Source organism: Geobacillus genomosp. 3 (assembly GCF_000445995.2).
Taxonomy (GTDB): Bacteria; Bacillota; Bacilli; order Bacillales; family Anoxybacillaceae; genus Geobacillus.
Map to the genome: position 1 here is coordinate 2281395 of NC_022080.4, position 24261 is coordinate 2305655.

21 protein-coding genes and 1 pseudogene are annotated in these 24261 nt (G+C 53.3%); 1 reads left to right on the top strand and 21 read right to left on the bottom strand.

The window, feature by feature from the left end; all coding sequences use genetic code 11:
• Positions 1 to 3 precede the first annotated feature (3 nt).
• The 12 genes from M493_RS11340 to M493_RS11395 all read right to left on the bottom strand — a co-directional run bounded on the left by M493_RS11340 (position 4) and on the right by M493_RS11395 (position 13892).
• Positions 4 to 1464: a 4-hydroxyphenylacetate 3-hydroxylase family protein gene (locus tag M493_RS11340; protein WP_020960488.1), complete on the bottom strand. Its 1461-nt coding sequence runs from the start codon at positions 1462 to 1464 to the stop codon at positions 4 to 6.
• A gap of 2 nt (positions 1465 to 1466) precedes the next feature.
• Positions 1467 to 2330 carry an alpha/beta fold hydrolase gene (locus M493_RS11345; RefSeq protein WP_020960489.1) on the bottom strand — a complete coding sequence of 288 codons (864 nt, stop codon included), beginning with the start codon at positions 2328 to 2330 and terminating at the stop codon, positions 1467 to 1469.
• 263 nt (positions 2331 to 2593) lie between these two features.
• The gene (locus M493_RS11350; RefSeq protein ID WP_020960490.1) at positions 2594 to 2800 is read right to left on the bottom strand and encodes a hypothetical protein; all 207 of its coding nucleotides are present in this window, start codon (positions 2798 to 2800) and stop codon (positions 2594 to 2596) included.
• 24 nt (positions 2801 to 2824) lie between these two features.
• The gene (locus tag M493_RS11355; RefSeq protein ID WP_020960491.1) at positions 2825 to 3097 is read right to left on the bottom strand and encodes a YciI family protein; all 273 of its coding nucleotides are present in this window, start codon (positions 3095 to 3097) and stop codon (positions 2825 to 2827) included.
• 25 nt (positions 3098 to 3122) lie between these two features.
• Positions 3123 to 3890, bottom strand: coding sequence for an SDR family NAD(P)-dependent oxidoreductase (locus M493_RS11360; protein ID WP_020960492.1), 768 nt, complete (start codon positions 3888 to 3890; stop codon positions 3123 to 3125).
• 77 nt (positions 3891 to 3967) lie between these two features.
• Entirely contained in the window at positions 3968 to 4486 is a 519-nt protein-coding gene (locus tag M493_RS11365) for an aromatic-ring-hydroxylating dioxygenase subunit beta (protein ID WP_020960493.1), read from the bottom strand.
• 46 nt (positions 4487 to 4532) lie between these two features.
• The gene (locus M493_RS11370; RefSeq protein ID WP_020960494.1) at positions 4533 to 5870 is read right to left on the bottom strand and encodes an aromatic ring-hydroxylating oxygenase subunit alpha; all 1338 of its coding nucleotides are present in this window, start codon (positions 5868 to 5870) and stop codon (positions 4533 to 4535) included.
• Positions 5871 to 7007: 1137 nt separating this feature from the next.
• Positions 7008 to 7886, bottom strand: a complete 879-nt coding sequence (locus tag M493_RS11375; protein ID WP_011230510.1) for an IS982 family transposase — start codon at positions 7884 to 7886, stop codon at positions 7008 to 7010.
• A 166-nt stretch (positions 7887 to 8052) separates the two neighbouring features.
• Positions 8053 to 8490, bottom strand: a complete 438-nt coding sequence (locus M493_RS11380; RefSeq protein WP_020960497.1) for a BrxA/BrxB family bacilliredoxin — start codon at positions 8488 to 8490, stop codon at positions 8053 to 8055.
• Positions 8491 to 8522: 32 nt separating this feature from the next.
• On the bottom strand, positions 8523 to 9671 hold the full coding sequence (meaB, locus tag M493_RS11385; RefSeq protein ID WP_020960498.1) for a methylmalonyl Co-A mutase-associated GTPase MeaB: 1149 nt from the start codon (positions 9669 to 9671) through the stop codon (positions 8523 to 8525).
• Positions 9668 to 11860, bottom strand: coding sequence for a methylmalonyl-CoA mutase (scpA, locus tag M493_RS11390; protein ID WP_020960499.1), 2193 nt, complete (start codon positions 11858 to 11860; stop codon positions 9668 to 9670). The genes meaB and scpA overlap by 4 nt, the downstream gene beginning before the upstream one ends.
• A complete protein-coding gene (locus tag M493_RS11395; RefSeq protein ID WP_020960500.1) occupies positions 11844 to 13892 on the bottom strand; it encodes a methylmalonyl-CoA mutase family protein in 2049 nt (682 codons plus the stop codon). Before M493_RS11395 ends, scpA begins: the two co-directional genes overlap by 17 nt.
• A gap of 179 nt (positions 13893 to 14071) precedes the next feature.
• Here M493_RS11395 and M493_RS19055 point away from each other — a divergent pair.
• Positions 14072 to 14236: pseudogene (locus M493_RS19055) on the top strand (type II toxin-antitoxin system HicB family antitoxin); the annotation flags it as partial.
• A 152-nt stretch (positions 14237 to 14388) separates the two neighbouring features.
• On the opposite strand, the gene M493_RS11400 reads toward M493_RS19055, so the two are convergent.
• From M493_RS11400 to buk, 9 genes are all read right to left on the bottom strand, one after another.
• Complete coding sequence (locus M493_RS11400; protein WP_041267778.1) at positions 14389 to 14979, bottom strand: Uma2 family endonuclease; 591 nt, start codon at positions 14977 to 14979, stop codon at positions 14389 to 14391.
• A gap of 67 nt (positions 14980 to 15046) precedes the next feature.
• Positions 15047 to 16453 (bottom strand): sensor histidine kinase, encoded by a 1407-nt coding sequence (locus M493_RS11405; RefSeq protein ID WP_023817684.1) that lies wholly within the window; start codon positions 16451 to 16453, stop codon positions 15047 to 15049.
• A 2-nt stretch (positions 16454 to 16455) separates the two neighbouring features.
• Positions 16456 to 17130 (bottom strand): response regulator transcription factor, encoded by a 675-nt coding sequence (locus M493_RS11410; protein WP_020960503.1) that lies wholly within the window; start codon positions 17128 to 17130, stop codon positions 16456 to 16458.
• Positions 17131 to 18105: a YncE family protein gene (locus M493_RS11415; protein ID WP_020960504.1), complete on the bottom strand. Its 975-nt coding sequence runs from the start codon at positions 18103 to 18105 to the stop codon at positions 17131 to 17133. It lies immediately after the preceding gene.
• 118 nt (positions 18106 to 18223) lie between these two features.
• Positions 18224 to 19567 carry a dihydrolipoamide acetyltransferase family protein gene (locus tag M493_RS11420; protein ID WP_020960505.1) on the bottom strand — a complete coding sequence of 448 codons (1344 nt, stop codon included), beginning with the start codon at positions 19565 to 19567 and terminating at the stop codon, positions 18224 to 18226.
• A 33-nt stretch (positions 19568 to 19600) separates the two neighbouring features.
• Positions 19601 to 20584: an alpha-ketoacid dehydrogenase subunit beta gene (locus tag M493_RS11425; RefSeq protein ID WP_020960506.1), complete on the bottom strand. Its 984-nt coding sequence runs from the start codon at positions 20582 to 20584 to the stop codon at positions 19601 to 19603.
• Between the two features lie 13 nt (positions 20585 to 20597).
• On the bottom strand, positions 20598 to 21593 hold the full coding sequence (locus tag M493_RS11430; protein ID WP_020960507.1) for a thiamine pyrophosphate-dependent dehydrogenase E1 component subunit alpha: 996 nt from the start codon (positions 21591 to 21593) through the stop codon (positions 20598 to 20600).
• A 69-nt stretch (positions 21594 to 21662) separates the two neighbouring features.
• Positions 21663 to 23084, bottom strand: coding sequence for a dihydrolipoyl dehydrogenase (gene lpdA, locus M493_RS11435; RefSeq protein ID WP_020960508.1), 1422 nt, complete (start codon positions 23082 to 23084; stop codon positions 21663 to 21665).
• Between the two features lie 30 nt (positions 23085 to 23114).
• A complete protein-coding gene (gene buk / locus M493_RS11440) occupies positions 23115 to 24227 on the bottom strand; it encodes a butyrate kinase (RefSeq protein ID WP_020960509.1) in 1113 nt (370 codons plus the stop codon).
• Between the last annotated feature and the right edge of the window lie 34 nt (positions 24228 to 24261).

The following is a 24261-nucleotide window of genomic DNA, read 5'->3' on the forward strand; positions in this document are numbered from 1 at the left end:
ACCTTATTGGCTGCTAGTTTGTTCAATATTGTAAGAAGCAAGTAGTCTATCGACCAAAGCCAGTGCTTCCTGCTTGTCGTAACCTAAGTATTGCGTTTGAATCCGTAGAAACATCGGATCGCCGGCATAAAATCGTTCATATAGTTCATGGCGGGAGCCGAAGTCTGACACCGCGATGTCCGCTGCCACTTTAAACAATTTGATCTTTTCTTCTGCCGTTACTGTTGCTCCGCGATAATATTTTTGAATATCTTTTGCGATCGGACTGTTAAACACCTCGACACTGGCTGGCTGATACATCAATCCACCAGCAATCACCAGTTGAATAATCTCTCTTACACGCGGATACCAGCGGTTTCCTGAGTTTCGAATCGCATACAAAGGAGTTACATTTGGAAAATAAATGCCGTCCGCATTCGGTTTGGCTGTCGCTTCGGACGCCATCACAGCCGCCCGAATCAATTCGATATAGGTTGTGATCTCACCGATCATATCCTGTACATGAGGAAACTGATTGGTATTCACCATTTCCGTCGCTTTCATAACAATTCCTGCCAGAAACTGCAGCTTCGTTTGCAGGCGAATAGCTGTCTGATGTCCGGTAAAAGCATTGGAATTTAACTTCCAAATCGTATTGACCCGCTCGACATCTTGATAAATAAACACTCTTTCCCATGGAACGAGTACATCATCAAATACAACGACACCGTCCAGTTCATCAAAGCGTGAAGCGAGTGGATGGTCATAAACCGATGATCGAGTGAACGGTTCCCGGGCAATCAAGCGAACTCCAGGAGTATTCATCGGTATTGCAAAAGAAATGGCGTATTTGTAATCTTTTTCAGTTGGTTTTCGTAGGTGAAACGGCCAAACAAGCATTTCATCAGCATATGGGCCTGCCGTCGCTAACATTTTAGCGCCTCGAACAATGATCCCTGCATCCGTTTCCTTCACCACTCCCAAATACGTATACTCATCCGGTTGTTCAGACGGCGGCTTGCCGCGGTCCACTTGGGGGTCAATTAACACGTGAGTTAAATACAAGTCATTTTCTCTGACATATTCGAAATAATTCCGAACATTGTCAGCATATGGACCGAAGAAGTCAGCATTGATGTACCACGCTGTCAGCATCGCGCTCATAAAATCTGTCGAGCGCCCCATCATTCCAAATGTTTGTTCCGCCCAGTCTTGATGCATCATGCGACGAATCGCTAAATCTTCCTTGGATGTCGGAACTAAGAAAGAGGCACCAACAAGATCACCGCTTTTTGGAGACGGGAATAACATAAAAGATCGTTTCTCTTTTTCCCACTGCGAGTCATACAGACGGGCAATGGAATTCACCGCTGGTGCTAAAACTGGATGTGTTGTAGGATCTGTAACTTTTTCATTACCAATCCACGTTTCTGGCGGATTGTTTTTCAACCTCTCTATATAGTCAATTCCTTTCCGTGCTCCCATAATTATAGGCTCCCTTCTTTCAGAAACTTGCGATGCACTTCATTAAATTCCTCTGGCTTTTCCCACTGTGGCCAGTGTCCCGCGTCTTTAATCACATGCAATTGGCTGTCTGGTATCCATTCCTTTAAAATCAGCGCTTCATCGATTGTCCCTGTTGGATCATGGTCAGTCCATAATAGCAATGTAGGACACTGGATTTTACCACACCACTTAGGATCCCATGCGTAATCTTTTCGAACTTCCCAATCTTGAAGACACACAATATGGTAAACTGCCTTTTTAAACTCGGGTTGAGTATAGATTTGGTATCGAATGTTTACTAGTTCATCCGTTACAAAGCTTTTGTCGTAAAATAACCATTCTAACCGTGTTCGAACATTTTCCAGCGTTGCTTCGATAACCGCTTTGATGGTGGACTCTTTTACTTGTTTCATTACTTCCGGCTTGTTCGTGATATTCCCAGGAGTGTTCAAAATCAATTTATCGACAAGATCTGGATGATGTGCTGCCGTCCAAGCGACCACCCATCCTCCTAACGATTCACCGGAAAGACTGAACGTTTTTAATCCCAACGCTTTCACCAACCCAACTAAATGATCACTTAAATAATCAATCGTATATGGTCTATCCGGCTTATCACTGTATCCATGCCCCACCATATCATAAGCGATCACTCGGAAATCTTTTGACAAGCCTTTGAAATTCCTAGCATACGCTTCAAGGTGTCCTCCTGTACCGTGGACGAAAATAAGCGGTTCCCCTTCTCCGGCTTCAAATACTCGCGTGTTAATTCCGTTGACGTCAACATAATATTGCTTTAAGGGAATATCCAATATTTGCGACCAAATACCTACTTTTTCACCCAACTTACCTTTCTCCTTTCTTTATGTTATAGAATACTAGTATCTTAGTTACAAAGTTATCATTATAACGATGATAAGTCAATATTTTTTTATTTATTTTTTAAATTTTTTTATTTATTTTTTAAATAATAGACCGTGTCCGAAGCACTCCGCCAACGTTGTGTGGTAAAATTTCGCAAGAAGGACACGGTCCTTTTGCATAATGAAGGGAAAGAAGATGGAACCGTTAAGCAAATAGCGAGAGAGTTGACTGCAATTTGCAACGTTTATTCGCCGAAGGGTTTAGCTAAAAATCCCGTAAACACTTCGATATCCTGCCAAGTCAAACTTTCGAGGGCCAGTGGATCGAGCTGAATTGAGCGTTTTAACTTTGGTGAAACAATTTCTACTCTTTCCCCATTTCTTGTGTAAATTTTTCTAATAATGACTTGGGTAAACTCGTTTCCGACAATCATTTGTGGTTCATCCGCCATATTTTTCCTCCTTGTTGTTTATATTTATTGAATTTTTGTGGAAAATATTGCGTCCCATTCTTTGCAGTCATAATCGACAACTTCATGTACCACCAAAGGATCTTCTTGGATGAGAGAAGCAATTTCTTCTTTAGTACAATCGTAAATGATGCATCCGCCGCTTCCATCCGCAAACGCTCCGTTTGCCAGTATAATACCTGTCTCCCGTAATTGCTGATTACGCTTTTCATGTTCTTCGAACCATTTCGGATCAATTTGATCCATTGTTTTTTTCACGGACAATTGAACTAACCACATGGAAATCACTCCTTTTAAAAAATCTTTAAACGATCGTCATGCCTCCATCCGCCACAATAACAGCACCTGTAACAAACGAAGATTCGTCGGATGCTAAGAAAAGTGCAACGTTAGCGATTTCTTCCGGCTGTGCTCCCCGGCCAAGCGGCGTTGCTTCCGAAGCGATTTTATCTAGTTCAGGCAGCATTTCTTCCATAGCCTTCGTCATCGGCGTAATCACATACCCCGGAGCAATAGCATTGGCGCGGATGCCCTTTTTGGCATACGTAGCAGCAATGTGACGAGTAAACGAAATGATGGCTCCCTTTGAGGCGGAATAGGAAGGTCCTCCCGGGCTGTTGACTAGGGCAGCCGTGGATGCCGTATTGATGATCGTTCCGCCACCAGCATTCAACAATTCCGGAATACCATACTTCACCACAAAAAACATGCCTTTCGTGTTCACATTTTGGATTTTGTCCCATTCTTCAACACTTAGTTCATCTACCGTAATCATAAAATTTTTATGAGCAATCCCCGCATTATTGTAAATCGTCGTTAACTTACCAAAGGTGTTCACCGTCTGTTGAATCGCCTGTTTTACCTGCTCTTCATTGGAGACATCACATGGAATGGCAATTGCTTCCCCGCCTGCCTCGTTAACAAGGCGAGCAGTTTCTTCGATTCCTTTTGCATCCACGTCCACTACTGCTACTTTTGCCCCTTCTCGGGCGAAAACTATTGCTGCTGCTCGTCCTTGTCCACCAGCAGCACCTGTAATGAACGCCACTTTGTTTTCTAGTCGTTTTGTCATTTTCTATTCCTCCCCAATTACTTTGCTAATATTTTTTAGGGCAAACATTGAGTTGTTTTTCTTTAGAAAAGGAAACTTTAGAGAAAAACCGCTAAGTTATCCATCCCTAACGTAGTTTGATCAACTAAAATTTCTCGCACTTTCAGTTTTAAACCCTGTTCCGTGCGTATCAGCGTATCGTTGCGAACACAGGTAACGAGGAAATATTCAGGCTCGTTGCCGCGGCTTCGTGTTAAAAGGAGATAGCTCCTCACGTTAAATTCATGTTCGTTCACTTGCTCAACACGAACGTTATCGATAAACCTTCTAGTACGGGAAGGAGGATCTTCCGCCCAAGCAAATTCCGTATCTAATCGGTCAATTCGTTTCTTAAGAGAAGCATAGTTTTCTTCAAAATGATACATATTGTCAATAAATCCTTTCCCATGAATACGTTCACGAGTCGTTCTAACAGGCATCACGTAGCGAATCTTTTCGTCCAACAAAGATAACCATGTCCGAAAATCTCCATTGTCTAAGCATTCTGCTTCTTTTTGTAAAAATTCTAAAACTTCGAAATAAACTGGATCCCCGATTTTAATGTTTGTTGAAATCATATACACTCCTCCTTTGTCTCGGTATCGAAAGCTCATTTATCACCGTTTACTCGGTCATCAATTTTTTCCATTGACGCCAAATGTTCAATTGGTTCGCCTCGCTGTAATCCCCTTGATAAACGATTCCAGGACCTGGCCAGTTCCCCTGCTCAGGCTTACGGTCGATGCCCATACGATAAATAAACTTCAGTTTTCTCGACGCAATATAGCCTTTCGTCACCCGCGTGATGTTTTTCCACATTTCTGCATCATCTTGCTCAAGCATACCGCTCGTGCCAAATGTTCGAACATACGTCTCTCTCGCTAGATCTTTCCACCAATCAGGAGCTTCTTTTTCGATGAGAACCCATGAAAACACTTCCATTTCTTGTGGCCCTCGCGGTACCCATTGTCTTAATGTTAAATAGGAACCTGGCCGCTTTCCATCTTCGGTCGCCCAGCTGAAATATCCAAAAGACATATTTGGATAAATGTTTCCATGAATATATGCAAGTCGTCTAAACGCTTTTTGATGTTCTGCCGACAGATTACGTTCAATCTTCTCAACGACTTCTGGAGGAGCGCCATAGAAAGGAGGAATGTCCATTTCAGGCGGACCACCAATTAGTCCAAGCCCATTTCCATTCTCACAAGATACATGGACTCCATAAAACGCAAACTTCGGATCTCCACTAGGAACAATTTTTAATTTTACTGCCGAATGGTGTGTCATAAATGTATGATAAGCATCCCCTACGAAGTTGTCAGTGCCTAGCTTCCAGTTCGCTTTTACAGTCCAGCGTTGCGGAGTCCCAATCACTTCCATTCCTTCGTCCGTATGTTTGAGCATCATATCAAGATACCATTTTAAACTTCCCAGCTGTTCTTCTAACGGCGGAGCTTCTTCGTTAAAGGTACCGAAGATAAGTCCTTTATATGTCGCAACCCTTGCTCTAACTAAACTATATTGATTTTTATCCAGCGCATTACCAAACGCCTCCCGATGAGCCGGAACTCCAATGAGATCTCCATTTTGCCTGTACGTGAATCCGTGATAAGGACAGCGAAAATGAGAAGAGTTTCCTCTTTCCGAACGGCATACAGGCATACCCCGATGTGTACAAGCGTTTAGGACAATATAGATTTCTCCCCGCTCTGAACGGGAAACAATTACTTCTTCGTCGCCAATATATCTCAAAACATAATCTCCTTTGTTCGGGATTTCTGATTCATGAGCAACAGGAATCCAAACTTTAGAAAATATTCTTTCTATTTCTAGTTGATAAATCTCAGGATCACTGATTGTTCGCGCAGAAATATATCCGTTCTCCAAATCCACTAGATCGCTAACCTTAGTCCCATCTGATAAATAAACGCCTTCGATTTGTTCTTTTTGAATCGCCATTAGTTCTTCCTCCCCTTCTCTTTATCGTCTCCAAAGAGTTTTCAACGATGGTCTAACTTCTAAGACGCCTTCTCACGTAGGCCTACATTTCAATAATCCTCAAGTAAAAGATTGTCGATGTTGTTCGTTTCTCAACAATTACAACCTCATCCGATGGATCACATCCTTCCTTTGCTTCTCTATCCACTTTGATGATGGGCTGCTATTCACAGCAAAAGTTGTAGACTTATAAGTGTTCTCATGAAATTTTTACTATTAAAATCTAATTATATCGCTCACTCAATATAGTTATATTTATCACCTCCTCAAAGAAGAGTGTTTTAAAAGTTATTAAGAAAGGAGGAAAATATGGTTTACACACCAAAAACGCTAATATGTAAAAGTTTTATTTATTGTTGATTTGTTCATAACCAACAATGTGAAACTCCTGCTGTAGCAAGCTTATGGAGAAAGCAGATTTTCATCACAGATGCACATATGAAGTATAGCTTTTTAAAACAATTTAACTTTAGCGCATCACTTGAGATCTACTTAGCTTATATGATTCCAATTCGAATAGATTATTGAAGTCAGAATGGTTTATTATATTCTAGAATTCTAGAATATTGATTTTGTTTGAATGCGTTTTCAAAATTCCAAGTATTGAAGCATAATGCTCGTCATATAAAATAGCAATTTTCAAAAAAGCCTTCACAGCAATATTTTATGAAATATTAAAACAAATACGATTTTATATAAAGGAAGAATACTATATATTAGAGTCCTAATATAATAGTATAAAAAACAAATGGAGTAGTCAATATAAAAAACAAAAAAAATCAAAAAATTTAAAATAAATAAACACAAATGAGGAAACGACCGCAAATGAAGCGGTCGAAGCAGAATACGAATAAATCGGTGCATTGCCATTTCCTTGACATAAAAAATAAGTCTCTCTACTTTACTACTACGACAATATCCCCAGGCAGCCAGTCATGTCTGACGATCATAATCAGCTTTTCCGCGCGCACCGGTACTTCAAATGTCAATAAGACTTTCGCTTTCCCTGGAGCACGAATCTCGAACTTACCTGCCCAATTATTGCTTTCTACCATCTTCATCTTTTTTACTTTATATACCCGTGGTGCTAGTTGAGCTTTAGCGCTCAACTAGCCCAAGTGTAACCAGGGAATAAGCTAACAATATACCGTCTAGTGCCACTTCAAATCCGATAATCGAATTGGCTCGGATCCCCGTGATGCGATAGTGGTCAACCAGAACCGAGAACACCGTCTCGATCACTTTGCGTTTTTGTTGGATCCACTGCTCCCATGTCTCAGACGCACGATGTTTCTGGTTTTTTCGAGACGGAGTCCAAAGCGCCATTTGGTATTCTTCGTACAGCCTTTTTTGCAAGTCACGGCTAATAAATCCTTTGTCCCCAAAGTTATACGGGTGGGGAATTTGGGTCATCACGCTTTCGGCTGCGATTCGATCGTGGCAAGATGCTTCCGTCACCACATACCCCATTGGCAGCCCTTGATCGGTCACTTGAAGGTGCAGCTTCAACCCGTAGTACCATTGCTTTTTGGAAGCGCAATACCCGATGTCGGCGATCTCTTGAAACCGTTTGACGCGATGCATTCTTGCCGTATGGCACAATGGGAGCGGCAAGCTGTCCACGACGGCATAGGCATGATGTTGGCCGCGTTTTGCCAACTCATGGCGGATCCATTTGATAGCGAAGCCAAGCGCCCGGCAGCGGCGGTTATACCGGGAACGTTCGAGAAACGAGCCGTTTGTGAACAAATTTCCCGTGACAAAACGATGCCACGCCCGTTCAGAAGTAAAACCGAGCAGCTTTCCTAAAAGATGAATGGCGATGATGACAGCGTCCTCTTGCTTGACCAAATGGCGATTTCGACGATGAAGATGCACCTGAATGCATGAAAGTTGAGCAGAAACAAAAACGAAAATGGCGGCATATTGCTTTTGAATCTTGGCCCGATCTGTAGTAAAATGAAAGTGCTCTTGCATAGGGATCCTCCTTTTTAATGGTTGGTTGCACTTTCATTTTAAGGGGATCCTCATGCAAGGGCTATTTTTATGCTTGTTTGAGTTTATCTAGCACCACGGGTATGATCACAAACAATCATGACCATGAAAAACACCCGAAGCCTTCTTTGGCTTCGGGTGTTTCCGTTCACACTTCCTCACAATATTCATCAAACAGCGCCTGCAGCTTTTGCACGACCGCAATCGGCTCGTGGCCTTCAATGTCGTGGCGGTGGAGCATGGCGCACAGCTTCCCGTCTTTTAACAAGGCGAACGACGGCGAGGATGGCGGCTCACCGACAAAATACTCGCGCGCGCGGGCGGTTGCTTCTTTGTCTTGGCCGGCAAAGACGGTTACCAAATGATCCGGGCGCTTGTCGTAATGGACGGCGTGGGCCGCTGCGGGACGGGCGATGCCGCCGGCGCAGCCGCACACGGAGTTGATGAGGAGAAGCGTCGTACCGGGGCGGCTGAACGCCGCATCGACGTCTTCCGGCGTGCGCAGCTCTTCAAACCCGGCTTCAACCGCTTCGCGCCGCGCTTGCTCGACGATGTCGTGATAGAGCGGAAATTGAAATTGGAACATCTCAACACCTCCTTCGATTTGCCTTTATCATATCATAGTTCACCGCTCCGCTTCCGTTCATACGCCTCGATCAGCTCGTTGACGGCGGCCGTGACCGGCTTGGCGCCGGAAATGACGCTGTTCTCAAGCATCGGGAGCGTTTCTTTCACGATCGGGTCGGCGAAAAAGCGCGTTTCGAGATATTCTTTGATCATGGCGTGCATCCAGTCTTTTTGCTGCTGGCGGCGGCGGTCGAAAAAGACGCCGGATCGCTTCGTCGTCTCGACGAACGCTTGGATGATGCGCCACATGTCGGCGATTCCTTCGCCCAAAAGCGCCGAGCACGTGTACGCTTTCGTCTCCCAGCCGGGCGTGGCCGGGCGGAGGTAATGGAGAAACTGGTTGTATTCTTTTTGCGCCGCTTTTGCTTTTTCTTTGTTGTCGCCGTCCGCCTTGTTGATGACGATGGCGTCAACGAGCTCCATGATGCCGCGCTTCATCCCTTGCAGCTCGTCGCCGGCGCCGGTTAACGCCAAAAGGAGGAAAAAGTCGACCATCCCGCGGACGACAAATTCGCTTTGCCCGACGCCGACCGTCTCGACCAAAATGATGTCATAGCCGGCCGCTTCGCACAACATCATCGTCTCGCGCGTTTTCCGGTGCACGCCGCCAAGCGCCCCGCCCGATGGCGACGGGCGGATAAACGCGTGCGGATGGCGGGCGAGCGCCTCCATCCGCGTTTTGTCGCCGAGGATGCTGCCGCCGGTCAGCGAGCTCGTCGGGTCGACGGCTAACACCGCGACGCGGTGCCCTTGCTCGCACAAAAACGTGCCGAACGCTTCAATGAACGTGCTTTTTCCCGCTCCCGGCACGCCGGTGATGCCGATGCGGACCGAGCGGCCGACGTGCGGAAGCAATTTATTCAACACTTGTTGGGCGAGATCGATATGACGAGCCGCATTGCTTTCGACAAGCGTAATCGCCTGCGCCAAAACGGTGCGGTCGCCGGCGAGCACCCCTTGGACGTACTCTTCGACCGACCGCTCTTTCCGTCTCACGACCCGCCTTGGCGCCGGTGGGCGCTCGGCTTGCACGTACGACGACAGACCATTGCCGTCCGCCCATTCCGGGCGCCGCGGCTGCCCATCCGAAACTGCGCTCTGGCCGCTTGCCTGTTCCCGCCGTTTCTCTTCGCCGTTCATTGGTTCACTTCCTCATAGCCAAGCCGGGCGTAAATTTCATCGAGCACTTTGTCCGCCGCTTCCGGAATGACCGTGCCCGGCCCGAAGATGGCGGCGGCGCCGTTCTCATACAAGAAAGCGTAGTCTTGCGGCGGGATGACGCCGCCAACGATGACGAGAATGTCGCCGCGTCCGAGTTTTTCCAACTCCGAAACGAGCTGCGGCACGAGCGTTTTATGTCCGCCGGCGAGCGAGCTGATGCCAACCGCGTGCACATCGTTTTCCACCGCCTGGCGCGCCGTTTCTTCCGGCGTCTGGAAAAGCGGACCGATGTCGACGTCAAACCCTAGATCGGCAAACGCCGTCGCGATCACTTTCGCCCCGCGGTCATGGCCGTCCTGCCCCATTTTCGCCACCAATAGGCGCGGGCGCCGCCCTTCAAGTTCCGCAAACTGCTCGACCCGCCGCTTCACCCGTTCCAGCTGCGCTTCGTTTTTGTATTCCGAGCTGTAGACACCGCTGATCGAGCGGATGGCGGCGCGATGGCGCTTCGCCACTTTTTCGATCGCATACGAAATTTCCCCAAGCGTTGCCCGGACGCGCGCCGCTTGGACGGCGAGCTCAAGCAAGTTCCCTTCGCCCGTTTCCGCCGCTTTCGTGATGGCGGCAAGCGCCGCTTCGACCTGCTCGTTGTCGCGCGTCGCCTTGAGCTCGTTCAGCCGCTCGATTTGCCGCTGGCGCACGGCGGTGTTGTCGACTTCCAAAATGTCGATCGGCTCTTCTTTTTCCGGGCGGTATTTGTTCACGCCGATGATCGTTTCCGCTCCTGAATCGATGCGCGCTTGGCGGCGGGCCGCCGCTTCTTCGATGCGCATTTTCGGGATGCCGGTTTCAATGGCTTTCGCCATCCCGCCTAAGCTTTCGATTTCTTCGATATGCGCCCACGCCCGCTTCATCAACTCGTTCGTCAACGTCTCGACGTAATACGAACCGGCCCACGGGTCGATCGTCCGGCAAATGCCTGTTTCTTCCTGCAAGTACAACTGCGTATTGCGGGCGATGCGCGCCGAGAAATCGGTCGGCAAGGCGATCGCTTCATCCAAGGCGTTCGTATGGAGCGACTGCGTATGCCCCATCGCCGCCGCGTGCGCCTCGATGAGCGTGCGCACGACGTTGTTGAACGGATCTTGCTCGGTCAAGCTCCAGCCTGACGTTTGCGAATGCGTTCTGAGAGCGAGCGATTTCGGGTTTTTCGGATCGAACGTCTTCATCATTTTCGCCCACATGAGGCGCGCCGCCCGCATTTTCGCCACTTCCATAAAGTAGTTCATGCCGATCGCCCAGAAAAACGACAGCCTCGGCGCGAACGAGTCGATATCAATGCCGGCTTTCAAACCGGTGCGCACGTACTCAAGCCCGTCGGCGAGCGTGTACGCCAGCTCCAGATCGGCCGGCGCCCCGGCTTCCTGCATATGGTAGCCGGAGATGCTGATGCTGTTGAACTTCGGCATGTATTTCGCCGTATAGGCGAAAATGTCGGCGATGATGCGCATCGACATCTCCGGCGGGTAAATGTACGTGTTGCGCACCATATATTCTTTCAAAATATCGTTTTGGATCGTGCCCGACAGTTTATCCTGCGTCACTCCCTGCTCTTCGGCGGTGACGATGTAAAACGCCATGATCGGGAGCACCGCCCCGTTCATCGTCATCGACACCGACATTTGATCGAGCGGGATGCCGTCAAACAAAATTTTCATATCAAGCACCGAGTCGATGGCCACTCCCGCTTTGCCGACGTCGCCGACGACGCGCGGATGGTCGGAGTCATAGCCGCGATGGGTGGCCAGGTCAAACGCGACCGACAGCCCTTTTTGCCCCATCGCCAAATTGCGCCGGTAAAACGCATTGCTCTCCTCGGCGGTCGAAAAGCCGGCGTATTGGCGGATCGTCCACGGCCGCACGACGTACATCGTCGGGTACGGCCCGCGCAAGTACGGCGGCAAGCCGGGCATATAATCAAGAAAATCGAGCCCCTCGATGTCATTCTTTGTATACAGCGGCTTCACCGCAATGTGTTCATTCGTCTGAACCAACAGCTCATCGATCGACGCTTGCACGCGCCGCTCCACCGCGTCTCTCCACTGTTTCTCATCCACATCGGCCGCCGCGGAAAGCGTCATGTTGGTAAAATCAACGTATTTCGCCATCAAGCGCCACCCCTCTTTCCGTTAGAAACGCCACGATCACATCGTACGCGTTCGAACCGAGATGAATCGATCCGTCCACGCCCGCGTCCGCGTACGTTCTCTCAAGCTCTTCCGGCGGCTTTCCGGCGACATACAGCTTCGCGTTCGGCTTGGCTTGCTTGAACGCCGCCGCCAACGCCGGAACGAACGCCGGGTAGTCGTCGTCGGCGCCGCACACGATATAATGCGTCCCGTCCGTGCTTTGCACCCATTCGACCGCTTCCTCGACCGAGGCGAAGCCGTCGCTCCGTTCAGCCGCCACCCCGCCGGCCGCAAACAGCCCGGCGATGAAATCGGCGCGCGCCTGATGGCGGACAAGCGGTCCGATATTGATCAAGTGAACGGAAAGCCGGCTTCCGGTGCGTTCCGCATGCTTCTCAGCCGCCTTCCGCAGCTGCTCAAACGGCTCAGCCAAACGCCATGCGCGAATCGGCGCGATGGCCGCAGCCGCATTCCCGTCCGTCAGCGCCGCCGCGATCTCCCGAGCGGTTGCTCGACGGCGGGCCGCGCGAATCGCCGCTTCCATCCACTTCCCGCCGGCAAGCGCGCTGCGAATATCGGCCACCCGCTTTTCATCGAGCGGCGGCGCCCCGTTCGCTGCGGTTTGCTTCGGCTTTTCGATCGGCGTTTCCGCCAAATTGGCATACACGTTCGTGCCGACGATTTTTTCCTTCCGCGTCTTGACGCGATCGAGCCGCCGCTTGGCGACCGCTTCCACTTCCGCCTGCACGAAGCCGTTTGCGAGCGCCTTCGCCATGCCGCCTTGTTCCTCGACGCGCTGGAACAGCTTCCACGCTTCTTCGGCAAGTCTAGCGGTCAACGTTTCCACATAATACGAGCCGCCCGCCGGATCGATGACGTCCGCCATATGCGCCTCTTCAAGCAATATGAGCTGCGTGTTGCGGGCGATGCGCCGCGAAAATTCATCGGCGAGCCCGATCGCCTCGTCAAACGGCGACACGTGCACGCCATCGGCGCCGCCGACAACGGCCGCAAACGCTTCCGCCGCCGCCCGAAGCATGTTCACATACGGGTCGTACACCGTTTTCGTAAACGGTGACGTGCGCACATGCAGCTCGATCCGACTTGCCGATTCGCCGCCGCCAAACGCCTCGATCACTTGGGCAAACAACCGCCGCGCCGCCCGCAGTTTCGCGATTTCCATAAAAAAGTCCGCCCCGACCGCAAACGACGCTTGCATCCGCACCGCGATGTCATCGACGGTCAAGCCCCGGTCCAGCCCGGCGCGGATGTACTCGACCGCCGTCGCCAGCGCAAACGCCAGCTCCTGCACAGCGTTCGCCCCGCCGTTATGGTACGGCTCGCCGCGCACCAAAATCGTGCGGACGGCAGGCATCTCATCCTTCGCCCACTTCGTCACTTCCGCCATCTCATCATACAGCCGCTCAAGCGAACACGAAAGCGTCCCCTGTTCCGCCCACGCCCCGAGCGGATCCATGCCGATCGCGCCTCGTACGCTCGCTGGCGGCACGCCCCGTTCCTCTAAATAAGCGGCCAAAAGCGCCAAAAACGAAAGCGACCGCACCCCGGCATCCACCCGGAGCGAATCGCGATCGAGCGGCACGCCATCCAACATCGCCGCCACATCCTCCACCGACTCGACGGCAAACGGCAGCCGGCCAAGGGCAAGATGGATTTCCGTCTGCCCCCGCTCCAAGTCGTGCTTCACCGCCTCGTTCCAGTCGGACGGGCTCGCCGCCGAAATCTCCTGGCTCACCTTCCACGGCCCGCCCCGATACCCTTCCGGCCGCGCCCCGCGCACGTACCGGCCGAAGCCCGGGTATTGCTCAAGCGGGCCGAGCGCTTCCAAATCCGCGCGCGTATAGAGCGGTTTCACCGCAATGTTTTCGTACGTCATCGAGTGAAGCCGCTCAAGTGGCTTGCCTTTCAGCGACTTTTCCGCTTCCCGCTCCCACTCCTCCACTGTCGGAACCGGAAACGCCGCTTCCTTCATCTTCGCGACATCGCTCATTCCCCATCCCCCTTTGCCTTCCAGACATAAGAAACCGCTTTCTTTTCAAGCCGCACCTTTTCCTCCCGGAACCCGTCTGCCCGGGACGAAGCGCTGATGACGCTTCGTGTGGGAAAAAACGGTTTCTATGTTTATTGTAGTACATCGGCCGCGTTTGGGCAATGAACAAAAAGGCAAACGATTTGCTGATGCCACCATTTCGCCATGAAATGGAAAACAAAGCGGTCAAAAAAACATGAACGATCCCGAAATGGCTCGATGACTTGGCGAAACAACGCCTTGTCATCAATTCACAAATCCTCCAAGAAGCCATGAAAAAACATCTTGGGACAACAGGCAGATGACGAGGCCATTCGCATCTGGAATGCAAACGGCCGTCCCGCCTGCGAGAAGCCTCCTCCTCCCACCGTGCGACGATACGATGAAAGGAAGAGGGCGTTGTGGCATGCCCCCTTGCCCCTCCAAATCGCCGTTTAGCGAAAATCCTGATCGCCATTTATTCCTGTTGAAAAATGTTTCGCAAGTCAATCACGAAATTCTTTAATACATGAACGGAAACGGCGTCATCCCGGTTGTACACTCCGCGAAGTTCCAGCGCCCCTGTTTCCTGACGTAAATACACTTCCACCACTTGATTCGCCGGGTCAACGATCCAATATTCCTTCACCCCAGCCCGTTCGTACGCGATCCGTTTGTCCATCCGGTCAATTTTGGCCGTGGCCGGGGACAAGATCTCGACGACCAAATCCGGCGCCCCGACAATGCGATTTTTTTGAATTTTGTTTTTATCGCAGATGACGACAAGATCGGGACATACCCAGTTTCGGACGTTTTCGTCCATCCATTGCTTTCGATGGTCTTCGAAAAGATACACATCGATCGGAGCGGTCAACACGCGACAATCCTTCCCTCTGAGATGCATCCCAAATTCGATCGAAAGCTGGAGCGAAATCCATTGATGTTCCGGCATCGGCGACAGCGCCATGCTGATGATGTTCCCATCCAACACCTCGCACCGTTTCCCTTCCGGCCATGTCGCATACTCTTTGTAGGTCATAGGGGCCTGTTCCTTTTCTGGTGCACCCATATCCTCCACCTGCCTCCTATTTTTCATTCATTATACACCGTGAAAATCCCTGCATCTTGAACGATGTTTATTCCTCTTCCCGAACGAGCGGCAAGCGGACCGATACAGTCGTCCCGCGTCCAAGGTCGCTGTCGAACTGGACTGCGCCGTCATGAAGGGCGACGATTTGTTTGACGATCGCCAGCCCCAAACCGGTGCCGCCTTCTTTGCGGGTGCGGGCGCGGTCGACGCGGAAAAAGCGTTGGCCGAGAAACGGCAGCTGGTCTTTCGGCATGCCTTTTCCCGTATCTTGGATGACAAGCTCGCCTTCTGCTTCCGACAGGCGGGAAAGCCGCACCGTCACCGCGCCGTCTTCCGGGGTGTAGCGAATGGCGTTGTCAAGCAAGTTGCGCACGACTTGTTCAAGCCGGTCGGCGTCGCCGTTGACGATGACGTCATAGTCCAATTCGCATGACAGTTGGATTCGCTTTTGCGCCGCGATGGGCTCGTATGTGGCGATGACATCTTCGATCACTTGGGCGAACGCCACCGGCGCGCGCTCGAGCGGCACGCTTTGCCCTTCAAGGCGCGCCAGGTCAAGAAGATCGCGCACCAGCCGCTCCATCCGCTCCGTTTCGCGGTGGATGAGGCGAAGGTACGCCTTTTCTTCTTCCTTCGTTTTCGCGAGGCCGGCCAGGAGCGCCTCGCTGTATCCTTTCATATAGCTGAGCGGCGTGCGCAGCTCATGCGAGACATTGGCCAAAAACTCGCGCTTTCGCTCGTCTTCTTTGGCGATGGCATCCGCCATTTGATTGAACGCCTTCGCCAAGCGGCCGATTTCATCATCGGTCCGCACCGGGATGGCCGCTTCATAGCGGCCTTCCGTCATGCGTTCTGCCGCTTGTTCCATCGCCTGCAGCGGTTCGGTCATTTGCCGCACCATCCGCCTGCCGGCAACCAAAAGCGCGGCGGCGAACATGGCCGCAAGCGGCCAAAACGCGGCCGCCGCCCGCTTCGTCGCTTCTTGGATGTCGGCTAACGGCAAATATAAGTAAATCGCTCCTTCCAGCCGCTTGCCGTCCAAAAGCGGAACGACGACCGCCATCACGCGGCGGCCGAACCGCTTTTCGTATCCCGTTTTGACAACAGGCTTCCCGGCTAACAATGTTTCCCGGTCGCGGCCGCTGACTAACGCATCATAGTGGACCGGAAACGGAAAGCAGGCGCTCAGTTCGCGCGGGTTGTCAATCAACAAGATCGTGGCCGTTGATTTTTCGTCATACCATTCGATTTGACGGCGATATGCCTCCGTCACCGCCCCGCCGCGATAGTCGCGGGCGAGGCTCGTCCCTTCCGCGATCAACGTTCGCTCAACTTCTTTCATGTACACCGTCCGGTAAAAATAATTGAGAAGACCAAAAGAAAACGCCAGCGTCACCACGACCGCGGCGCCGATCGACAGCCATAGTTTTTGTCCTAACCGAAGCCGTTTCATGTTCATCCCTCAAACTTGTAGCCGATGCCCCATACGGTTTGAATATGGCGAGCGGCGTCTTTCAGCTTCATGCGCAGCGTTTTCACATGCGTATCGACCGTGCGGGCGTTTCCTGTATAATCATATCCCCACACTTTGACGAGCAATTCGTCGCGGCTGAACACTTGACCGGGGTGTTTTGCCAAAAACAGCAGCAACTCAAACTCTTTCAACGTCAGCTTCACCGCCTCGCCGCCAACGGCCACCGTCCGGCCTTTTTCATCGATGGCGAGTTCCCCGAATTGCAGCCGGCCATTCTGTTCGCGGCTGCGCCGCGCCCGGCGCAGCACCGCCTCAAGACGGGCGACGAGCTCCCCCGGGCTGAACGGCTTGACGATGTAATCGTCGCCGCCAAGCTTCAATCCTTTCACTTTATCCCATTCTTCTCCCAGTGCCGTCAAAAACAAAATCGGCACGTCCGACTGCTCGCGGATGCGGGCGCAGACGGCGAATCCGTCCTGCTTTGGCATCATGACGTCCAATAGAACTGCATCAACCGGCTGTTGCCCAAGAATCGCCAACGCCTCGTCCCCGTCTCCTGCTTCCAAGCAGCGGAAGCCGGCGTTTTCCAAATACATGCCAACAAGCAGGCGCATGTCTTCTTCATCATCAACAATCAACACCGTTCGCTTGTCCATTTACCGTCCCTCCCGGATGAGCAGCTGCAGCGGGCCATCCCCTGTTTTCCAACGGGCAAGCGGACGCATCGTCGCTTCGTCGACCACGATGATTTCATCGCTGTCATAGCTGGCGATATACAAGCGGCCGCCTGCCGCCTCGATGGCAAACGGATTGGCACCGACAGAGACGGAGCCAATCCGCCTGCCGCTTGGCGAAAATTGATAGACCGTGTTTGAACCGTGGCTTAGCACAAACACACCGCGGTTCGTTTCGGCAAAATCAACCGGCATGACAGGCGCGGGTATCGTCCGGAGCAAGCGGCCGTCTTGAAGCGAATAGACGTGGATATTCTCCTCCACCTTATTTCCGCTTCCATGTCCGCCGACCCACAGCTCCCCTTCCTGCTCGCGCACCACTCCGCCTAAGGCGAACTTCGGCACGGCAAACGAACGAATGACGCGGCGTCGGTCCACATCAATGATCGATGCGCGTTCATCTTGGAAATCGATCGCATACAACCTCGTGCCATCGCGGTTGACAAGCAACGTCATCGGGGAGCGTCCGACCGAAAGGCGGGCGACCTCGTTCCCGTCCCGGTCGACGACAATCACAGCGCGGCGGGTGCTATCGCCGAAAAACCACGTCCGGCCATCCGGGGACGGGGCCGCGCTGACGATGCCGTTTCCCGTTTTCCACTCACGGAGCAGCTTCCCGGTTGCGAGGTCGTACCGATAGATGCGGTCGAGGTCCCGCCCGTACAAAAGAAGCGTCCGGCCGTCCGGGCTCAACGCCCCGCCTTGAAACGGCTCACGGATGTTCCAGCGGGCGATCTTGTCGCCAGTGTCCGCATTCCAAAACGTAACCGTTTCCCCTTTGACATCGAGGCTGATGACGACAGAAAGCGAATCGGCCACCGGAGGAAACGATGGATTGGCGCAGCCGCTTAGCAGAAAGAAGCAACACAACAGCATCCACATGCTCGCTCGATTCATCTCGTTTTTCTCCTTCGCACGTTCGTTTCTGCCCTCATTATACCTCACATTTGTGAAAGAAGTTTGAAATCGCGCCATATAAAAACCCCACCGCCAACCGATGGCGATGGGGGAATCGTTAATAAATCGGCGTATTGTCTTTGTTCATGTTTTCCAAAATCGCTTTGACGCGGGCGAGGAAGCGTCCGCAAATGAGGCCGTCCAAGACGCGGTGGTCAAGCGACAAACATAAGTTGACCATGTCGCGGATGGCGATCATGCCGTTTTTGACGACCGGGCGTTTGACGATCGTTTCCACTTGCAAAATGGCCGCTTGCGGGTAGTTGATAATGCCCATCGACTGCACCGAGCCGAACGCGCCGGTGTTGTTGACGGTGAACGTGCCGCCTTGCATGTCTTCCGGACGCAGCTTGCCGGCGCGCGTTTTCGCCGCCAGTTCGGCGATTTCGCGGGCGATGCCTTTGATCGTTTTTTCATCGGCGTGCTTGATGACGGGCACGAACAAGGCGTCATCCGTCGCGACAGCGATGGATATGTTGATGTCCTTGCGCTGAATGATCTTATCGCCCGCCCACACTGAGTTCAACTGCGGGAATTCTTTCAGCGCTTGGGCGACCGCCTTGACGAAGAAGGCGAAATACGTCAAATTGAAGCCTTCACGCCGCCTGAACTCGTCTTTGATGGCATCGCGGTAGGCGACAAGATCGGTGACGTCGACTTCGACCATCGTCCAAGCGTGCGGCGCTTCGTGTTTGCTGCGGAGCATGTTCGCCGCAATCGCCTTGCGCACCGGGGTGACCGGAATTTCGATGTCGCCCGCTCCGGCTTCGACGTTCGGGGCCGCTGGTTTGATCGGCGCTGCCTGCGGCGCGGTTGGCGCGGCCGCGGCAGACGGTTGAACGGTTGCGGCGGCTGTGGCCGGTTGTTCCGTTCTCGGTTCCGCTTTTGGCGCCGCTTGTTCCGCCGCCGGCGCCGCTTTCGCTTTCGGCATTTGCCCGGACTCAATAAGCTTCAGCAAATCTTTGCGCGTCACCCGCCCGCCAAGGCCGGTGCCTTCCACTTGTTCCAGGTCAATGCCGTGCTCTTGGGCGAGGCGGAGCACGGCCGGCGAGTAGCGGCCGTTGTTTGCCCGTTCTGTCTTTTTCGGAGCGGTCGGCTTCGTGTTGTCTTCTGCTTTCGGCGCTTCATCGGCCGGCTTCGCTTCCGGTGCGGCCGCTTCGCCTTCGACTTCGATCGTGCAAATCGGCGCGCCGACCGGGAGCGTTTCTCCTTCTTTGGCGATCAGCTCGCGGATGACGCCGGCAAACGACGACGGAATTTCCGCGCTCACTTTATCGGTGATGACTTCGGCGACCGGGTCGTATTTGTTCACTTTGTCGCCCGGGGAAACGAGCCATTTGCTGATCGTGCCTTCCGTGACGCTTTCCCCGAGCTGAGGCATCGTCAATTGTTCGATGGCCACATCGATACCCTCCTATCTTGGCTGCAATGTCTTCTAAAACGCCGCTAATTCGCGCATCGCTTTTTCGACTTTTTCCGGGTTGACCATAAAGAACTTTTCCATCGTCGGCGCATATGGCATGGCCGGAACGTCCGGGCCGGCGAGGCGCATAATCGGCGCGTCAAGATCGAACAAACAATGCTCCGCAATAATGGCGGCGACTTCGCTCATGACGCTGCCTTCTTTGTTGTCTTCCGTAATGAGCAGCACTTTGCCCGTTTTGCTCGCCGCTTCGATGATCGCTTCTTTGTCGAGCGGATAGACGGTGCGCAAATCGAGCAGATGGACGGAAATGCCGTCTTGGGCGACGCGCTCGGCCGCCTGCAAGGCAAAATGGACACAAAGCCCGTACGTGATGACCGTGATGTCGTCCCCTTCCCGCTTCACATCCGCCTTGCCGATCGGCAGCACGTAGTCATCTTCCGGCACCTCTCCTTTAATGAGGCGGTAGGCGCGTTTATGCTCGAAAAAGAGCACTGGGTCTTCGTCGCGAATCGCCGCTTTCAGCAGCCCTTTCACATCGTATGGCGTCGACGGCATGACGATTTTTAACCCAGGCTGGTTGGCGAAAATCGCTTCGACTGACTGCGAGTGATAGAGAGCGCCATGAACACCGCCGCCGTACGGGGCGCGGATGACGATCGGGCAGTTCCAGTCGTTGTTCGAGCGGTAGCGGATGCGCGCCGCTTCAGAAATGATTTGGTTGACCGCTGGCATGATAAAATCGGCAAACTGAATTTCGGCAATCGGGCGCAGGCCGTACATCGCCGCGCCGATGCCGACGCCGACGATCGCCGACTCGGAAAGCGGCGTGTCGATGACGCGCTCTTCGCCGAACTGCTCGTACAATCCTTGTGTCGCTTTGAACACCCCGCCTTTTCGGCCGACGTCTTCTCCCAACACAAACACGCGCGGGTCTCGTTCCATTTCTTCGCGAATCGCCATCGTGACGGCATCAATATAGGAAATAACAGGCATCGTCGATTCCCCCTTACTCCTCGGCATACACGTAGCGAAGCGCATGCTCCGGCTCGGCGTACGGCGCCTTCTCAGCGTAGTCAGTCGCTTCGTTCACTTCCTTCATGACGCGCGCTTGAATTTCTTCATCCCGTTCATCGGTCAAAACGCCCGTTTCTTTCAAATAGTTGGCAAACGACACGATCGGGTCTTTGGCGCGCGCTTCGGCGAGCTCTTCTTCCGTCCGATAGACGCGGTGGTCATCGTCCGACGAGTGCGACGTCAGCCGGTATGTCACGGCCTCGATGAGCGTCGGCCCTTCGCCGCGGCGGGCGCGGTCAGCCGCTTCTTTCACGACGCGGTACACTTCGAGCGGGTCGGTGCCGTCGACCGTATAGCCCGGCATGCCATAGCCGATGGCGCGGTCGGACACCTTTTCGCACGCGAGTTGTTTCGAAATGGGCACGGAAATGGCGTACTTGTTGTTTTCGCACATAAAGATGACTGGGAGTTTATGAACGCCGGCGAAGTTCGCCCCTTCATGGAAGTCGCCTTGGTTCGACGACCCTTCGCCGAACGTGACGAAGGCGACAAAATCTTTCTTTTCCATTTTCGCCGCCAGCGCAAAGCCAACCGCATGCGGCACTTGCGTCGTCACGGGCGATGAACCGGTGACGATCCGGTTTTTCTTTTTCCCGAAATGCCCTGGCATTTGCCGGCCGCCGGAGTTCGGGTCTTCCGCCTTGGCAAACGCCGCCAACATCAATTCTCTCGGCGTCATGCCAAACGTCAGGACAACGCCCACATCGCGGTAATACGGCAAGACATAGTCTTTCGTGCGGTCAAGGGCGAACGCCGCGCCGACTTGCGCCGCTTCCTGTCCTTGGCATGAGATGACGAACGGAATTTTCCCCGCCCGGTTTAACAGCCACATCCGCTCATCGAGCTTGCGGGCCAAGAGCATCGTTTCATACATTTCCAACACCGTGTCATCGCTTAATCCAAGCGCCTGATGACGGTTTTGCGCCATCGCAACAACCTCCCTTAGATTCACATAGTCAACCAATGATCACGCGCCGCGCGCATACGGCGAAATCGGTTAAAAATGAATAGCTTTGCCGTCGACCGCCAACGCCGCTTCCGCCATCGCCTCTGACAACGTCGGGTGCGGATGGATCGCGTGGGCCACTTCCCACGGAGCCGCATCGAGCACGCGGGCAAGCCCCGCCTCGGAAATCAAATCGGTCACGTGCGGCCCGACCATATGAACGCCGAGCACATCGTCCGTCTTGCGGTCAGCGATAATTTTTACAAATCCTTCCGCTTCGCCGAACACCAACGCCTTGCCAATGGCTTTAAACGGAAACTTGCCGACTTTGACGTCATAGCCTTTCGCCTTCGCTTCCTGTTCCGTTAAGCCGACGGCAGCGGCTTCCGGCCGGGTGTAAATGCAGCGGGGCACCGTCGTGTAGTCGATCGGCGCCGGGTTATGCCCGGCTACATGTTCAATGGCGACGATCCCTTCATGGGCGGCGACGTGGGCAAGCTGCAGGCCGCCGATGACATCGCCGATCGCGTAAATGTGCGATTCTTTCGTTTGGCCGAACTCGTTCGTTTGAATATACCCCTTCTCCACGACAATCTCGGTGTTTTCCAAGCCGATCCCCTCAATGTTCGCCTGCCGCCCGACGGAAACAAGCATCTTGTCGGCCGTAAACGTTTTCCGCTCGCCTTGATGCTCCGCTTGGATCGTGACGCCGTTTCCTTTCTCGAGCGTTTCCGCGAGCACCCGCGCTCCCGTGACGATGTTGACACCGCGGCGGCGGAGCAGTTTTTCCATTTCTTTTGACACGTCTTCATCTTCTGTCGGCAAAATGCGATCGGCATATTCCAGCACCGTCACGTCAACGCCGAAATCATTAAGCATGGACGCCCATTCCATGCCGATTACGCCGCCGCCAACGATCAAGATGGACGACGGGAGCGCCTCCATTTGCAGCGCTTCATCGGACGTCATCACCAATTCGCCGTCCGGCTCAAGCCCCGGCAGCGTGCGCGGACGCGAACCGGTGGCGATGACGACGAATTTCGGGACGAGCATTTCGTTTTCGCTGCCGTCGTTCATTTCGACCGACACCGTCCCCGGCAGCGGGGAAAAGATCGACGGGCCGAGCAGGCGGCCGGTGCCGGCGTACACATCGATTTTCCCTTTTTTCATCAAATGCTGCACGCCTTTGTGGAGCTGCTCAACAATCGCCGCTTTGCGCGCCTGCACTTTGGCAAAATCAAGGCGCACGCCGTCGGCGATGACGCCAAATGCCTCGCCGTTTTTCGTTTGTGCGTACACTTCGGCACTGCGAAGCAGCGCTTTGGACGGAATGCAGCCAGCGTGCAGGCACGTGCCGCCGAGCTTCCCTTTTTCCACAACGGCCGTTTTCAACCCGAGCTGCGAGGCGCGAATGGCGGCCACATAGCCACCCGTTCCTCCGCCGAGAATGACGACATCGTATTCTTTTGCCATCTTGCCTTCTCCTTTCTGTCCGTTGCCGCATCAGCGCCGGGCTGGAACCGGCGAAACGGCCTTGCCTGGATACACTTTTCCCTCTTCTTCGCCGCGCAAGACGCGAAGCGCGCCTTCGGCGAGCGCCTGCAATTCATTTTCGCCCGGGTGGACGATGACATCGGCGATCCATTGGACGCGGCGGGTGATCTGTTCGACGAACGATTTGCCGTACGCCAGGCCGCCGGTCAAAATGATGGCGTCGACTTTGCCGGAAAGCACAGCGCTGGCTGCACCGATTTCTTTCGCCACTTGGTACGCCATCGCCTCATAGACGAGCTTGGCCTTTTCATCGCCGGCTTCGATCATTTTCTCGACTTTCACCGCATCATTCGTGCCAAGATAACCGACAAGGCCGCCGCCGCCGACGAGCATGTTCATGATCTCTTCGCGGTAATATTCACCAGAGAAGCATAAAGCAACCAAATCGCCCGCTGGCACCGTCCCGGCGCGCTCCGGGCTGAACGGGCCTTCGCCGTCAAGGCCGTTGTTGACATCGACGACCCTTCCTTGCTTGTGGGCGCCGACCGTGATGCCGCCGCCCATATGGGCGACGATCAAGTTCAACTCGTCGTACCGTTTGCCAAGCTGTTTGGCGACGCGGCGGGCGACCGCTTTTTGATTCAAGGCGTGGAAAATGCTGCGCCGCTCAATCGGCGGAAAGCCGCTGATCCGGGCGACCGGGTCGAGCTCATCGACGACGACCGGATCGACGATAAACGCCGGAATGTTTAAGGCTGAGGCGATTTCGTGCGCCAAAATGCCGCCAAGGTTGGATGCGTGCTGGCCTGAATAGCCGCGGCGCAAATCAGCAAGCATCGCCTCGTTGACGCGGTACGTCCCGCCTTCGATCGGGCGGAGCAGCCCGCCGCGGCCGCAGACAGCGCTCAATTTGGATAAATTGATCCCTTCTTCATCGAGGGCTTGCAAAATCGTTTGTTTGCGGAACTCATACTGATCCGCAATCGTTTTATATTGCCGAAGCGCCTCCGCCTCGTGGCGGATCGTTTTTTCGAGCAATGGCCGTTCGTTTTCAAAGACGCCGATTTTCGTTGAGGTCGAACCAGGGTTAATGGTTAAAATGCGGAACTTCTGCTCTTGCATCGTTGTCGTCCCTCCGTCATCCGCCGCGGGGCGA

Excerpts from the sequence above, each read along its gene's own strand:
- M493_RS11380 (WP_020960497.1), bottom strand. The coding sequence starts at position 8,490 with ATGTTCCAATTTCAATTTCCGCTCTATCACGACATCGTCGAGCAAGCG.
- meaB (WP_020960498.1), bottom strand. The coding sequence starts at position 9,671 with ATGAACGGCGAAGAGAAACGGCGGGAACAGGCAAGCGGCCAGAGCGCA.
- M493_RS11395 (WP_020960500.1), bottom strand. The coding sequence starts at position 13,892 with ATGAGCGATGTCGCGAAGATGAAGGAAGCGGCGTTTCCGGTTCCGACA.
- scpA (WP_020960499.1), bottom strand. The coding sequence starts at position 11,860 with ATGGCGAAATACGTTGATTTTACCAACATGACGCTTTCCGCGGCGGCC.
- buk (WP_020960509.1), bottom strand. The coding sequence starts at position 24,227 with ATGCAAGAGCAGAAGTTCCGCATTTTAACCATTAACCCTGGTTCGACC.
- M493_RS11370 (WP_020960494.1), bottom strand. The coding sequence starts at position 5,870 with ATGGCGATTCAAAAAGAACAAATCGAAGGCGTTTATTTATCAGATGGG.
- M493_RS11430 (WP_020960507.1), bottom strand. The coding sequence starts at position 21,593 with ATGGCGCAAAACCGTCATCAGGCGCTTGGATTAAGCGATGACACGGTG.
- M493_RS11405 (WP_023817684.1), bottom strand. The coding sequence starts at position 16,453 with ATGAAACGGCTTCGGTTAGGACAAAAACTATGGCTGTCGATCGGCGCC.
- M493_RS11415 (WP_020960504.1), bottom strand. The coding sequence starts at position 18,105 with ATGAATCGAGCGAGCATGTGGATGCTGTTGTGTTGCTTCTTTCTGCTA.
- M493_RS11360 (WP_020960492.1), bottom strand. The coding sequence starts at position 3,890 with ATGACAAAACGACTAGAAAACAAAGTGGCGTTCATTACAGGTGCTGCT.
- M493_RS11365 (WP_020960493.1), bottom strand. The coding sequence starts at position 4,486 with ATGATTTCAACAAACATTAAAATCGGGGATCCAGTTTATTTCGAAGTT.
- M493_RS11375 (WP_011230510.1), bottom strand. The coding sequence starts at position 7,886 with ATGCAAGAGCACTTTCATTTTACTACAGATCGGGCCAAGATTCAAAAG.
- M493_RS11340 (WP_020960488.1), bottom strand. The coding sequence starts at position 1,464 with ATGGGAGCACGGAAAGGAATTGACTATATAGAGAGGTTGAAAAACAAT.
- lpdA (WP_020960508.1), bottom strand. The coding sequence starts at position 23,084 with ATGGCAAAAGAATACGATGTCGTCATTCTCGGCGGAGGAACGGGTGGC.
- M493_RS11355 (WP_020960491.1), bottom strand. The coding sequence starts at position 3,097 with ATGTGGTTAGTTCAATTGTCCGTGAAAAAAACAATGGATCAAATTGAT.
- M493_RS11400 (WP_041267778.1), bottom strand. The coding sequence starts at position 14,979 with ATGGGTGCACCAGAAAAGGAACAGGCCCCTATGACCTACAAAGAGTAT.
- M493_RS11410 (WP_020960503.1), bottom strand. The coding sequence starts at position 17,130 with ATGGACAAGCGAACGGTGTTGATTGTTGATGATGAAGAAGACATGCGC.
- M493_RS11425 (WP_020960506.1), bottom strand. The coding sequence starts at position 20,584 with ATGCCTGTTATTTCCTATATTGATGCCGTCACGATGGCGATTCGCGAA.
- M493_RS11350 (WP_020960490.1), bottom strand. The coding sequence starts at position 2,800 with ATGGCGGATGAACCACAAATGATTGTCGGAAACGAGTTTACCCAAGTC.